This window comes from Zwartia lucis (genome assembly GCF_965234455.1).
GTDB classification, from domain to species: domain Bacteria; phylum Pseudomonadota; class Gammaproteobacteria; order Burkholderiales; family Burkholderiaceae_B; genus Zwartia; species Zwartia lucis.
Genome location: NZ_OZ248476.1, coordinates 162230 through 176145, shown reverse-complemented (window position 1 = coordinate 176145; position 13916 = coordinate 162230). Strand labels below are relative to the sequence as shown.

Annotated in this window: 14 protein-coding genes; 3 read left to right on the top strand and 11 right to left on the bottom strand. The window is 53.5% G+C overall.

Translation table 11 applies throughout. The features are described 5' to 3' along the window. Positions 1 to 13: 13 nt before the first annotated feature. From serS to AC8GE9_RS16390, 7 genes are read right to left on the bottom strand one after another with little or no spacing between them, the layout of a single operon-like run. Complete coding sequence (gene serS, locus AC8GE9_RS16420) at positions 14 to 1369, bottom strand: serine--tRNA ligase (RefSeq protein ID WP_506678238.1); 1356 nt, start codon at positions 1367 to 1369, stop codon at positions 14 to 16. An 18-nt stretch (positions 1370 to 1387) separates the two neighbouring features. Continuing rightward, complete coding sequence (locus AC8GE9_RS16415; protein ID WP_506678283.1) at positions 1388 to 1489, bottom strand: DUF2474 family protein; 102 nt, start codon at positions 1487 to 1489, stop codon at positions 1388 to 1390. Positions 1490 to 1497: 8 nt separating this feature from the next. After that, positions 1498 to 2502: a cytochrome d ubiquinol oxidase subunit II gene (gene cydB, locus AC8GE9_RS16410; RefSeq protein ID WP_506678237.1), complete on the bottom strand. Its 1005-nt coding sequence runs from the start codon at positions 2500 to 2502 to the stop codon at positions 1498 to 1500. Further along, complete coding sequence (locus tag AC8GE9_RS16405; RefSeq protein ID WP_506678236.1) at positions 2499 to 3977, bottom strand: cytochrome ubiquinol oxidase subunit I; 1479 nt, start codon at positions 3975 to 3977, stop codon at positions 2499 to 2501. The genes cydB and AC8GE9_RS16405 overlap by 4 nt, the downstream gene beginning before the upstream one ends. Positions 3978 to 3981: 4 nt before the next feature. Then, positions 3982 to 5298, bottom strand: coding sequence for a replication-associated recombination protein A (locus AC8GE9_RS16400; RefSeq protein WP_506678235.1), 1317 nt, complete (start codon positions 5296 to 5298; stop codon positions 3982 to 3984). Between the two features lie 36 nt (positions 5299 to 5334). After that, positions 5335 to 5982 (bottom strand): outer membrane lipoprotein periplasmic chaperone LolA, encoded by a 648-nt coding sequence (lolA, locus tag AC8GE9_RS16395; RefSeq protein ID WP_506678234.1) that lies wholly within the window; start codon positions 5980 to 5982, stop codon positions 5335 to 5337. Between the two features lie 5 nt (positions 5983 to 5987). After that, the gene (locus tag AC8GE9_RS16390; protein ID WP_506678282.1) at positions 5988 to 8363 is read right to left on the bottom strand and encodes a DNA translocase FtsK; all 2376 of its coding nucleotides are present in this window, start codon (positions 8361 to 8363) and stop codon (positions 5988 to 5990) included. A 43-nt stretch (positions 8364 to 8406) separates the two neighbouring features. Here AC8GE9_RS16390 and trxB point away from each other — a divergent pair, with 43 nt between their 5' ends. After that, positions 8407 to 9366, top strand: a complete 960-nt coding sequence (trxB, locus tag AC8GE9_RS16385) for a thioredoxin-disulfide reductase (RefSeq protein ID WP_506678233.1) — start codon at positions 8407 to 8409, stop codon at positions 9364 to 9366. Beyond that, a complete protein-coding gene (locus AC8GE9_RS16380) occupies positions 9353 to 10036 on the top strand; it encodes a Smr/MutS family protein (RefSeq protein ID WP_506678232.1) in 684 nt (227 codons plus the stop codon). The genes trxB and AC8GE9_RS16380 overlap by 14 nt, the downstream gene beginning before the upstream one ends. Positions 10037 to 10042: 6 nt before the next feature. On the opposite strand, the gene AC8GE9_RS16375 is transcribed toward AC8GE9_RS16380, so the two are convergent. Continuing rightward, entirely contained in the window at positions 10043 to 12097 is a 2055-nt protein-coding gene (locus AC8GE9_RS16375) for a sodium:solute symporter family protein (RefSeq protein WP_506678231.1), read from the bottom strand. Continuing rightward, positions 12084 to 12374 (bottom strand): DUF4212 domain-containing protein, encoded by a 291-nt coding sequence (locus AC8GE9_RS16370; protein ID WP_506678230.1) that lies wholly within the window; start codon positions 12372 to 12374, stop codon positions 12084 to 12086. Before AC8GE9_RS16370 ends, AC8GE9_RS16375 begins: the two co-directional genes overlap by 14 nt. Before the next feature lie 248 nt (positions 12375 to 12622). Here AC8GE9_RS16370 and AC8GE9_RS16365 point away from each other — a divergent pair, with 248 nt between their 5' ends. Beyond that, complete coding sequence (locus tag AC8GE9_RS16365; protein WP_506678229.1) at positions 12623 to 13051, top strand: DUF1841 family protein; 429 nt, start codon at positions 12623 to 12625, stop codon at positions 13049 to 13051. Positions 13052 to 13079: 28 nt separating this feature from the next. Here AC8GE9_RS16365 and AC8GE9_RS16360 read toward each other — a convergent pair whose 3' ends face one another. Together AC8GE9_RS16360 and AC8GE9_RS16355 are read right to left on the bottom strand one after the other, a co-directional pair. Further along, entirely contained in the window at positions 13080 to 13439 is a 360-nt protein-coding gene (locus AC8GE9_RS16360; protein WP_506678228.1) for a c-type cytochrome, read from the bottom strand. 12 nt (positions 13440 to 13451) lie between these two features. Further along, positions 13452 to 13790, bottom strand: a complete 339-nt coding sequence (locus AC8GE9_RS16355) for a c-type cytochrome (protein WP_506678280.1) — start codon at positions 13788 to 13790, stop codon at positions 13452 to 13454. Positions 13791 to 13916: the final 126 nt, after the last annotated feature.

Below are 13916 nucleotides of genomic sequence, written 5' to 3'. Positions count from 1 at the left end.
AAAGAGAAAATAATCAGGATGAATGAGCTTGTGATTGAAGTAGGCTCAAACCACCCATGTAGGGACGCAAAGCCTCTGGCACCACAATACTACCGTCGGCTTGTTGATAGTTTTCCAGGACCGCCACCAGGGCTCGTCCAACCGCCAAGCCCGAGCCATTGAGTGTATGCACGTATTCAGGTTTACCTCCGTCCACGCGGGTGCGTGCCTGCATGCGACGCGCCTGGAAGGTTTCACAGTTAGAGACAGAGGAAATTTCGCGCCAGGTGTTTTGTGCAGGCAACCAGACCTCAAGGTCATACGTTTTAGTTGCACCGAAACCCATATCACCCGTACACAACAACAGCACGCGGTATGGTAAACCAAGCAGTTGCAACACCTTTTCGGCATGTCCCGCCATGTCTTCGAGTGCCTGATAGGAGGTATCGGCTGCGACAATCTGCACCATTTCGACTTTGTCGAACTGGTGTTGACGAATCAAACCGCGCGTATCGCGACCACCACTGCCAGCCTCAGAGCGAAAGCACGGGGTATGGGCCGTCAACCGAATCGGCAACTCAGCAGCAGGCACAATCGTGTCGCGTACCATGCTAGTCAACGTGATTTCAGAAGTCGAGATCAGGTATTGCTCCTCTCCCGCCACGACATTGCCCTGCTCGTCGAGTGTCGGCTCATCGCCGCCACGCGTGACCCAGAACATGTCGTTCTTGAATTTTGGGAGCTGCCCAGTACCCATCAGGGTGGACGCATTGACAATATAAGGGGTGTAGCACTCTGTATAACCATGTTGTTCAGTCTGAAGATCCAGCATGAACTGCGCGAGCGCACGATGCAACCGCGCCATAGGGCCGCGCATAAAACTAAAACGTGCCCCGGACAGCTTGGCAGCGACATCAAAATCCAAACCGAGCGACTCACCCAGCGTGACATGATCGCGAGGCTCAAAACCAAGCGCCTTGGGATCACCTGAGGCGGGATCGGGGCTCGGTACCCAACGCCGCACCTCGACGTTACCCACACTATCCGCACCTACAGGCACACTCTCGTGGGGCAAATTGGGAATCGACATCAGCATGTCATTGAGCTGAGCCTGAATATCCGAGAGATCCAGTTCGAGCGCTTTGAGGCGCACAGGGATCGCCTGGGACTCGGCCAACACGGCGGAGGCATCTTCGCCACGCGATTTGAGCGCGCCGATTTGTTTGGCGAGCGCGTTGCGCTGCGCTTGAAGATTTTCTGTTTCAGTCTGCACCGACTTGCGGCGGACCTCGAGACTATTGAAGGCGTCCATCGGGAAAGCAAAGCTGCGACTGGCTAAGCGACGAACAACAGATTCGAGGTCTTTACGTAACAACGCTGGGTCAAGCATGATCTTGGGATAAAAAGACTAATGAATTGCATATTGTATCCGCCGCAGCAACCACGCCACGACAGAGAGCGCCCCCACGCTCAGCAACCAAATCAATAACATCCAGCCCCAACGTTTCATCATCGATCCTAGTGATAGTCGTGGGTGGGGCCGACTTTGCCGCGAAAGACCCAGTAAGCGTAGGAGGTGTAAGCCAAAATCATTGGGATCAAGAATACAGCACCCACCAACAGAAACTTTAGACTATTGTCTGGCGCGGCGGCTTGCCAAAGCGTCACGGACGAGGGCACGATGTAGGGGAAAAAACTAATCACTAGTCCGATATAGGACAAGACAAATAATCCCTCTACGGCTAAAAATGACATTAAAGGTCGATTGAGCCGAAGGCCACGGAACAGTGCGATGGCGCAGACAATCACCAGCAAAGGAACCGGGGCCACAAAGAGCATCGCGGGCCAGGCAAACCACTTTTGCATGAAGTGCTCGTGCAAAAACGGGGAAATCAAGCTGACCAGTCCAATCAGACCTAGCATCACAATACCCAACCCAAACGTCGCACGCTTGGCTAGTTGCTCGACCCGACCGTCGGTTTTAAGCATCAACCACGTCGAGCCTAGCAAGGCGTAACCGACGACTAAGGCCAGGCCCGTCAAAAGACTAAAGGCAGATAGCCAATCCCACCATCCACCCGCATAGGCACGACCGGAAACCGGGATGCCTTGAACCAACGCACCTAACGCGACGCCTTGCGCAAACGTTGCAACAAAAGAGCCACCCGCAAAAGCCCAATCCCACAGGTATTTGCGGCTCTGACTTTTCCAACGAAACTCAAACGCCACACCACGAAAAACTAACGCAAGCAACATGGTAATGATCGGAGCATACAAAGCCGGCATGATGATGGCGTAAGCCAGCGGAAATACTGCAAACAAACCACCACCGCCAAGTACAAGCCAGGTTTCATTGCCATCCCAGACGGGCGCGACTGAATTCATCATCAGGTCCCGCTCTTGCTCTGACTTGGCCCAGGGAAACAAGATTCCCACCCCAAGATCAAAACCATCCAGCACGACATAGGCTAATACGGCGAAGGCGATCAATCCAGCCCAGATCAAGGCGTAATCGAGTGTCATGTGCGATCTCCTTGCGTGCCTGTCACGCCCGTCTGTGTGCTTTTGGCGGTCAACGTGGGGCCAGGGACAATACCTGCGGCGCGGATCGGCTGGTGAACAGAAAGGTCGGCATGGCTAGGGCCGGCACCGGGTGCAACCTTCATTGAGTGCAGGATGTAATAAATGCCTGCACCGAACAATGACAAATAGACCACCACAAACGCTGCAAGAGAAAAAGCAATCGCCGTCGCATCAATCGGTGAAGCGGAATCGGCCGTACGCAATAAGTTATACACGGTAAAGGGCTGACGACCGACTTCGGTCACGACCCAGCCGGACAGAATCGCGATAAAACCAGACGGTGCCATGAGCACAGCACAGCGATGCATCAGGGGTGTGTCAAAGAGACGCCCGCGATACCGCAGCCACAAGCTCCATAAACCCATACACAGCATCAGCATACCTATACCGACCATTGAGCGGAAGGCAAAAAATACGATGCCTAGCGGTGGTCGATCTGCAACAGGTGTTGCCCTAATGCCGGGAACAACACCATCCAGAGAGTGCGTCAAAATCAGGCTGCTCAAGTAAGGGATCGAAATGGCGTAATCGATTCGCTCCTCTTTTGCATTGGGGATACCAAGCAAAATGAGCGGCGCCCTGCCCTGAGACTCTGTATGTCCCTCCATAGCTGCAATCTTGGCAGGCTGATGCGCAAGCGTATTCAAGCCGTGGGCGTCACCCGCCATCAACTGCAAGGGTATCAACACAGCAGCTAACCACATGGCCATTGAAAACATGACGTGAGTCGCTTCTTGTGCGCTAGGAGAGGGAATCGCGCCTGGTTGCAGCATTCGCTTGCGCTCCTTGAGCATATGGAAGGCTGCAACACCGCCAATGACGAAAGCAGTCGTCAGATACGCTGCCAACATCATATGCACGAGACGATACGGAAAAGACGGGTTGAAAATAACCTTGAACCAGTCCTCGACAATAAACTGTCCCACCTCGTTGATGCCATAGCCAGCAGGAGTCTGCATCCAGCTGTTGACGGACAAAATCCAGAACGCCGACATAAACGTGCCTAAGGCGACCATGGCGGTGGCAAAGAAATGCAGCTTGGGACCGACGCGTGCGCGACCAAACAACATGACGCCCAAAAATCCCGCCTCAAGGAAAAAGGCGGACATCACCTCGTAGCCCATGAGCGGTCCAAGGACGGGTCCGGTCTTGTCAGAAAACACGCTCCAGTTAGAGCCGAACTGGTAACTCATCACGATACCGGACACTACGCCCATGCCAAAGGCCACAGCGAAGATTTTTTTCCAATAGTTAAAGAGGGTGAGGTAAACCTCTTTGCCTGTCCAGAGGTGCAAACCATTGAGCACCGCCATGTAGCTGGCCAAGCCAATCGTGAAGGCTGGAAAAATAATATGGAAGCTCACCGTGAACGCAAACTGAATCCGAGCAAGCGTCAACGCATCTAACCACTCCATCGCACTACTCCTTGGCTTTCTTGCGAGCTTGTCGATCCATATCCCGCAGGTGCGAGAGCTTTTCGGCAATCTTTATTTCTAAACCTCGTGGAACAGGTCGATACCATCCAGGCTCGGGCATACCCTCGGGCAAGTACGACTCGCCGGCCGCATAGGCTTCGGGCTCATCATGCGCGTATCGATAAGCATGCCCGTATCCAAGCTCCTTCATCAGCTTAGTCGGTGCGTTTCGTAAATGCACGGGCACTGGCAAAGAAGAACCTTGTTTAGTAAAAGCAACAGCTTGATTGTAGGCGTTGTACCCAGCATTACTTTTGGCTGCCACTGCTAGATATAAGGTCGCCTGCGCCAAGGCCAATTCGCCCTCGGGAGAACCTAAGCGCTCATAGGTCTGTGCCGCATCATTGGCGATTTGCATCGCCCTCGGGTCAGCCAGACCAATATCCTCCCATGCCATGCGCACAATGCGTCTTGCGAGGTACTTGGGGTCCGCTCCGCCATCGAGCATACGGGTGAGCCAGTACAACGCCGCGTCAGGATTTGAGCCTCGCACAGACTTGTGAAGAGCGGAAATTTGATCGTAGAAATTGTCGCCGCCCTTATCGAAACGGCGCGGGCTCATGCTGAGCGCATTTTCCACCAGTTCTGAATCCACTCGCGTCGAGCCTGCGTTTTCAGCAGCAACACTCGCCTGCTCAAGAAGACTCAAGAAACGACGCGCATCGCCATCGGCATAACCCACCAAGGTATCAATCGCCGCGTCTTCAAAATTTAAATCTTTGAGGACTGATTGTTGCGCCCGCGCCAACAACTCACGCAACTCAGTTTCGTCAAGTGACTGCAGAACATAGACTTGTGCGCGCGACAGCAAAGCCGCATTAACTTCGAACGAAGGGTTTTCCGTCGTCGCGCCAATAAAAGTCACTAGGCCAGACTCAACAAAAGGCAGCAAAGCGTCCTGCTGGGCTTTGTTGAAACGGTGAATCTCATCGACGAACAGCAAAGTCCGGCGATGATATTGATCCAAGGTCAGTTGTGCCTCGTCCATCGCAGCGCGTATTTCTTTGACCCCCGCAAACACAGCGGAAATCGCGATGAATGCGCAATCAAAAGCATGTGCAGTCAAGCGGGCCAGTGTCGTTTTACCCACACCCGGCGGCCCCCACAAAATCATCGAGTGCGGGCGTCCGGACTCAAAAGCCACACGCAGCGGCTTGCCTGCCCCAAGAAGATGCTTTTGCCCAACAACCTCGTCTAGCGTGCGGGGTCGCAGCGCCTCGGCCAAAGGCGGTTTAGGCGTCGTTTTAAAGAGGTCAACCATCGCAAGACAACATCTTTGGGGTGGTTGACGCGCCCATCATTGCATCCGGACGACATCGGCCCCTTTTGGGGTCACAAAGTCAAAATTGCTCGTGGATAGGCCTGGATTACGCATCAAGGCAGAAATCTCAATATGGGTCGTTTGTCCAAACGCATCGAGCAAAACAATGCGAAGCGGCACCCCATCTTTGAAACCCAAATCGACGTGCACAAATCCAGCATCGGGTTGCTTAGGCTTGGCGCGCAACCAAGCCAGCGACTCTTTATCAGGCAGCGCGCTGACGTCGAACGACTGTTCCAAAGATCCTGAGCCGAACAAAATAGCGGCAGGTGAAGCGCCAATAGTCTGACCCGCTTTGCGAACCGTCACTTGATTAAGGTCGGCATCGAATTGATAAATTTCCTGTCCATCGGAAACAATTTGTTGCTCGTAAGGTTTTAATACATCCCATTTGAAACGTCCGGGACGCATGAATAAAAACTTGCCTCTCTGTGGGGGCTTGGTCTGGCCTTGAGGTCCGACCGTGTATTGCACAAAGTCACCGCTGGCGGATTGAACCTGAGAGACAAAAGTCCTGAGCTGCTCGCGGGCGGTTTCCGCCGAGGCCGGCATGGCGACTGCCACACCTAGCGAAGCCAGCGCACACATCATCAAAAAGAACCGCATTCTAGCGATCAAAAACATCCGCGTTATTCCTCTCGTGGCACGTTAGGGGCGAGAATTTCACGATTCCCGTTAGACTGCATCGTCGAAACTAAACCGGAGTTTTCCATTTGCTCGAGCAAGCGTGCAGCTCGGTTGTAACCTATACGTAAATGACGCTGCACCAAAGAAATGGAAGCGCGTCGGTGCTTGAGTACGACCTCGACGGCTTGGTCGTACATCGGATCGGCTTCGGCATTGGCCATTCCTGTCACACTGCTCACGCCATCCCCGGTTTCACCCTCGGAACTCCCCTCAAGCAGGCCATCGATATAGTCTGGCTCGCCTTGCGATTTGAGTGAGTCCACCACGCGATGAACCTCCTCGTCAGAGACAAAAGCGCCATGCACACGCACGGGCAATCCGGTCCCGGGCGGCATATAGAGCATGTCACCCTGCCCCAACAAAGCCTCTGCACCCATCTGATCAAGAATAGTGCGTGAGTCGATCTTGGATGAAACTTGAAAAGCGATACGCGTTGGAATATTGGCTTTGATGAGACCCGTGATGACATCCACACTTGGGCGCTGCGTAGCGAGAATCAAATGAATCCCCGCGGCACGCGCTTTTTGGGCCAAGCGCGCAATCAGTTCTTCGATTTTCTTGCCCACTACCATCATCAAGTCGGCCAACTCGTCGATCACAACCACGATCGTTGGCAACTCTTTGAGAGGCTCAGGCGCATCGGGTGTCAACGAGAATGGATTCGGAATGGGCTCCTCGCGCTTGATCGCGTCGCGAATCTTGTTGTTGTAACCCGTTAAATTACGCACGCCTAGTTTACTCATCAAGCGGTAGCGTTTTTCCATCTCGCCCACACACCAATTCAGGGCATTGGCAGCCTGACGCATATCCGTCACCACAGGCGCTAAAAGATGGGGAATACCTTCGTACACGCTCATTTCGAGCATTTTAGGATCGATCAAGATCAGGCGTGTTTGAGTCGCATCCGCTTTGTACAGAAGCGACAAAATCATCGCATTAATACCAACAGACTTACCCGAACCTGTGGTGCCCGCCACTAACAAGTGGGGCATTTTGGCGAGGTCAGCAACCACGGGGTTTCCGGCGATGTCCTTGCCTAATGCCATGGTGACGACAGACGCGCTCGAGTGATAAACCTGAGAACCGAGAATCTCAGAAAGCTTGACCATTTGGCGGCGCGGATTGGGCAGCTCGAAACCCATCAGATTTTTGCCGGGAATCGTTTCCACAACACGTATGCTGACCAAACTCAGCGCACGCGCCAAATCCTTGGCCAAGTTGACGATCTGACTACCCTTGACACCCGTAGCAGGCTCAATTTCATACCGCGTAATCACAGGCCCAGCCTGCGCAGCAACAACCTGCACCTCAACACCGAAATCAGCCAGTTTTTTCTCGATCAGACGCGAGGTATATTCGATCGTTTCATCAGAAACCGTCTCGAAGGCTTCGCCTGGTTGATCCAATAAACTGAGCGCAGGCAAATCTCCCGCCACCATTGGTTCGATAAAAAGAGACTGTTGCTTTTCTTTTTGTACACGCTCGGATTTCTGCACGATAACAATCGCAGGTTCGATGCGGACGGGCTGGTCATGGACAATTTTTTCATTTTTGGCCTCAACCTGCTCATGCCTGACAGCCTGGGCAACTTGACCGGCGCGACGATCTTGTCTGGCAGTACGTCCGTCTTGGATCTTGAACCACACCCAATCAATCCCGCTCCCCACTTTTTCAGCGATCGTCAGCCAGGAAAAGCCGAAAAACAAACTACAACCAAAAATAATCAATGCCAACAGGATCAGAGTGCTTCCAGAAAAACCGACCGCAGAGGACAAAAAACCTGACCAAGCGTGACCAATCACACCGCCAGCGCCGCTGGTGACATCGGTACGCCCGGGCAACTGCAAGCCCCAGGAGCTCAGACGATACGCTTCGAGACCCACTGAACCCAAAAGGACCATGAAAAAACCAATGCCCTGCTCCCAACGGACTCGCGCGAGGGTTTCTGGCTCTCCACGCGTCCGGATCTGGTTCGCCAAGCGCAAATAACCCGCACGGACCCGGTGTAGTAATAAAACAACGAGCCACCAAGCAGAAAAACCGAATAGGTACAAAAGGATATCGGAAACATAGGCACCGATCCGGCCGCCACGATTTTGGAGCGTGGCGACATCGCGACCAAAAGAGTGGGACCAACCGGGATCATTGCCGTCCCAAGTCCCCAAGGCGAGCGTCAGCCAAGCAGCAAGCGCGGCAAAGATGATCCAACGCGCCTCTCGAAGGATGGAGAGGATCCGTGTTTGCATGACCGAGGGCCCATTTCGGGTATTTCGGGTCGTTCGCGAAGTCCGCGTCGTAGCTGGGGAAAGTCTAGGCATAGTCGCCATTATAATTTGCTGGTCAATCTAGAGGGAAAATCTGATGTCAACACCAAAACATGCCAAAGTTCTCATTCTCGGCTCGGGACCTGCAGGCTACACCGCCGCAGTCTACGCTGCTCGTGCCAACCTCAATCCCGTCATGATCACAGGACTTGCCCAAGGTGGTCAACTGATGACGACCACAGACGTCGATAACTGGCCGGCGGATGCCAACGGCGTCCAGGGGCCAGAACTGATGCAACGCTTTGCCGCGCATGCCGAGCGTTTCAATACTGAAATGGTGTTTGATCATATCGCCAGTGTAGATTTTTCATCCAGACCCTATCGTCTCACGGGTGATGGCGGCGTCCAGTACACCTGCGATGCCCTAATCATCGCGACGGGCGCTTCGGCAAAATATCTCGGACTGCCTTCCGAGCAGGCCTTCATGGGGCGCGGCGTTTCCGGCTGCGCAACATGCGATGGTTTTTTCTATAAAAATCAAGATGTTATAGTTGTGGGTGGCGGCAATACCGCTGTCGAAGAAGCCTTGTATTTGTCCAATATCTGTCGTTCAGTGACCGTTGTACACCGCCGTGACAAATTCCGCGCCGAACCTATCATGATTGACAAAATGATGGACAAAGTTGCCAACGGCAATATGAAGCTCGCAACCTTCCGGGAGCTTGACGAAGTTCTGGGCGACGACTCTGGTGTTACTGGCGCACGCCTACGTTCGACAGACTCGGGAAAAACAGAAGAACTCGCCGCAACGGGTGTCTTTATTGCGATTGGACACCAACCTAACACTTCGATTTTTGACGGAAAACTCGATATGGCGAATGGTTATATCGTGACACGCAGCGGCTTAGCGGGTCTCGCGACGATGACTTCGGTGCCAGGTGTCTTTGCCGCCGGCGATGTTCAAGATCACATATACCGCCAAGCCATCACCAGCGCAGGCACTGGCTGCATGGCCGCACTCGACGCACAGCGCTGGCTGGAGAATGCGGAACAGTAAAGCGGGGCTCGCTGACCTCAAGCGTCTACATCAAACGGCTCTTGAGAAACAGCGTGCCCAACTCGCGCACGAGCAAACCAAACTGCAAGAACAATTGCGGTCTGGTGCAACTCGATCTACTTCTACGAGCTCCGCGGAAGAAATCAAGCTCTTTGCACGTGCCACACAGGCCGTCACGCCTCTAAAAGCTGCCGCGCGCGTGAAACATCGTCCGAGTGACGCACAGCCGACTGAGTTGATGACGCAACGAAGGCAGCAGGCGATCGGGGCCTCAAGTCCTCCAGCTGCGGCGCTTTCGGACGGATTCTCACCTTTTGCTGATCACGATGCAGCGCTCTCTTGGCTTGCGCCCGGCATGGGCCCCGAGGTATTGAGGCAATTGCGGCGCGCCTTTTGGCCTGTGGGTGCGCATCTTGATCTGCACGGCCTGAACAGCGACGAAGCTAGATTAGCCCTCACCCAATTCATTGAGGTCAGCCAGACGCACGGCACACGGTGCGTGCGTATCGTGCACGGTATTGGCTATGGCTCCGCAGACGGCCAGTCCGTTTTAAAAGCCCGCGTGGCTCAATGGCTGACACAACTCCCAGCGATCAGTGCCTTTGCTTCAGCGCCCCCTGCGCACGGCGGACGAGGTGCGCTTCTTGTCCTCCTCCGCCTGAAAGCCTGAGCAGACTTAATCAGGCTCGCGAAGAAACTCCACCAATTGATACGTGACGGCATCTGGCCTAGGTGTTAGCAAAGACACCAAGACAATCACAACGAACGCTACGGGTGCGCCAAACACGCCCGCTGCGATGGGCTGAATCCCCCACCACAAATCGATAGGCGTGCTGCGAGGCACGCTCAACACCAGCTCACGCAACCAGGGTTGCGTCTGCACCATGTAAAAAATCGTGGTGAATAACCCCGCTAGCATGCCCGAGGTCGCTCCCCATTGGTTAGCGCGTTTCCAAAAAATGCCCATAACAAGCACCGGGAAAAATGTTGAAGCGGCAAAAGAAAACGCAGCGCCGACCAAAAACAAAATATCTGCGGGCGTTCGCGTCGCGGCCCAGGCGGCGGTAAAAGCGACGACCAATAACAGCACCTTGGATAAGATGACCTGACGCCCTCCACCCATACGCGAGGAGACACCGCGTAACAGCGTATCGTGCGACAAGGCATTGGAAAGCGTCAATAGCAAACCATCCGCCGTCGAGAGCGCGGCCGCCAGCGCACCCGCCGCAACCAGTCCCGACACAACATAGGGCAACCCTCCTATTTCGGGAGCAGCCAACACAATAATGTCGCTCCCAATCTGAACCTCAGACAACTGCACAATGCCATCTTGGTTGAGATCGAGGATGCTGATGAGAGAGCGATCCACTGCCGACCACGCACTGACCCAAGAAGGAAGATCCACGAAAGGCATCCCAACGAGATTGTTGTAAATCTCAAATTTCACCAAAATAGCCAGTGCGGGAGCCGTTAAATACAAAAGCAAAATAAATAATAAGGACCAGAACACAGACTGTCTTGCGTGTCCTACAGACGTCGTTGTCAAAGACCGCATCAAAATGTGTGGCAGTCCTGCCGTACCTAGCATGAGGCATAGAACCGTCGCCAGAAAATTATTTCGAACGGCCTGAGGCGACTCCTCAGATTTGCTGACAAAAGGCTCTGCATGCGGCATAGGAGGTGCCGCACGCGCTGCGAAATCATCTCGCGCTTTAGACCAGACTGTTCTTGCCGCCTCCACAGACTTTGGATAGGCTGCGAACGCTCTCTCGAGAGAGCGTATTTCGACCATCGGCGCATCGATGGCGCGCGCACGGAGCAATTTCACGCTCAGTTGTTGTTTTTCAGCTTCCCAAGACTCGGGGAGTTTGGAAATTCTGGACTGCATGAGGTCTGCGCGGCTTTGCCAAATATTACGCACTTCCAATTCCGCATCATCCCGACTCAACAGACGTTCATACTCAATCACCTGTGTGAGAACCGAACTCGCCGCAAGTTGAGGAACTGGATCGCCTGTTTGCTTGACCGCTAGCCAAACCACCGGTACGAGGTAGGCGATCACAAGGATGATGTACTGCCCCACTTGTGTCCACGTGACAGCGCGCATGCCACCCAGAAAAGAGCACACCAGTACGCCGCCCAAGCCAATGAAAATCCCAAGCTCAAACGAAATACCGGTCATCCGAGTCGTGATAATGCCGACGCCGTAAATTTGGGCCACCAGATAAGTAAAGGAGCACAAGACCGCACACATCACCCCAACCAATCTAGGCGAGTTGCCATGAAAGCGTGCGCCTAAAAACTCGGGGATGGTGTATCCACCAAATTTACGCAAATAAGGCGCCAAAAAAAGTGCGACCAAAACATACCCGCCCGTCCAGCCCAAAATATAGGCGAGGCCGTTGTAGCCAGACAAGTAAAGCGTACCTGCGAGACCGATAAAAGAAGCGACCGACATCCAGTCCGCGGCTGTCGCCATTCCGTTGAAGACTGCGGGAACGCGGCGCCCCGCGACGTAATACTCGACTGGATCCGAGGTACGGCACATAATGCCAATCCCGGCATAGAGCGCCACCGTAGACAGCAAAAAGGCATAACCAATCCATTGCCGCTCCATACCTGCAATCTCGAGCATCGCCAACAACAACACCAGCGCGATAAAGCCAACCGTATATGCGGCATAGCCTCGAAAGAGTTGCGCACCAAAGCTGCGTTGCTTAGGGTTTGTCACAGCGAGCCTCACACTCACGTTCCAGTCTGCGCCGCTGGTCTTCTCGCTCCATGCGCCATGCATACACGCCTACAATCAATAAAAAGGCGGTCGGTGCACCAAAGGCAGCCACCCAAAAGGGAAAAGGCCAACCAAAGATGCTCAACGCAGTCAGAGACTCGGCGTAATAAGCAGGGACAAAGGTGACAATTGCCCAGATCGCAAGCAAAATGCAGATCAGACACAAATTATTGCGCCAATATCGCGGTGTTTTACCTGTGTCGGGCATCGCATTCATAGATTTAAAAAGCAAAAGAGCTGATCGCGTAGCCGTATGCGACAACGGCCGACACCTTAAGTGCCAGCCGTTGTGCGTTTTTCTTTTTTATAATGCCGTTCATGCTGGCATGCCCTTTTGGGTCTTTGTCCCCTCACCTGCATGAATCCGATTCTGCACTACGGACTCGCCTGACGCATCAGGGAATGCCCTAGTTGGGGGCTAAAAGTCACAATTTCTTTTATCACTAGAGGTTTTAAGCACCATTTATGTTCAATCCCTCACGAGATCAGGTTCGCCAGTTTTTCATCGACACTTGGGCCAAACACAAAGCAAAGCAGGTTCTAACCCCTTTGGAGGACATTGCCTTGAGTTGGATCGAACAGCACCCCGAATACCACGAAGTGCTTGTGCAATCCGAATCAATGACGCGTGAATTCAACGTCGAAGAAGGTAAAACCAATCCTTTTTTGCATCTCTCTATGCATTTGGCGATTGCCGAACAACTGTCCATCGACCACCCGAGAGGCATTCGACAAGCCTTTGATCGGCTGGCTTCACGTACCGATCCGCATCACGCAGCGCATGAAATCATGGAGTGTCTGGGTCAAGTCGTCTGGGAGTCTCAGCGCTTGGGCACCACCTTGGACAGCGATGCCTACATCGATCTCATTAAACAAAGGGTCAGTAAAGACTGACCCTTTTGTCAGGAGCGCCTAAAGCTGACTATTTGACGACTAAAGGACCTGGCTGGGCAGCCAGCCATGCTGAGACATTTTTGATGTCCTGCGGGGACAACTGCTTGGCAAACGCGCCCATGATGGCATTTTTGCGTACGTTGGCCGTGGCAGGAGCACCAGAGGCACCGCGCTGATAGGCCTTTAAGGCATGAACTAGAAAATCAGCGTACTGCCCCGCCAAAATTGGGTAGGATGGATCAACGGACTTGACAGCGTCCGCACCATGGCAGGAGGCGCAGTTAAGTTTGTCCCAGACAGCTTTACCAGCGGCTAAATCTGCAGCATGGCTCAAACTGGCAGAACCCAGAAGAACAGCCCCAGCGAGGGCGATCGAGAAGTATTTCATGTCAGCCCCCAATTATTTAAGGTTTGCGTAGTAGGCAGCCAGATCAGCAATGTCTTGATCTGAAAGGCTCTTGGAAATCGCATTCATCGAGGGATGGGTACGCTCTCCAGAGGCATAAGCCCGCAAAGCCACTTGAATGTATTTGTCATTCTGACCGGTAATCTTGGGCACACTGTAAACCTCAGGGAAACTGGCACGATAGCCGGGGATCCCGTGACAGCCGATACACATTGAAACCTTGGCTTTGGCGGCTTCGATGTTGCCTTTTGGCGGATCTGCTGCAAGCACAGGGGTCGCCATGGCACAGGAAGCTGCGAGCGCCAAAGAGGCGATCGAGGAACGCGTTGTCATCGCGCCAACAAACAGAGACAGCACATTGTTCGGAAACTTCATAATGGACTCTTGGTCTGGCAGGGAAAAATCCCGGGATCAACTCCCGGCCGCAAAACCATAAGATTGTACGATAATTGAGAAAAT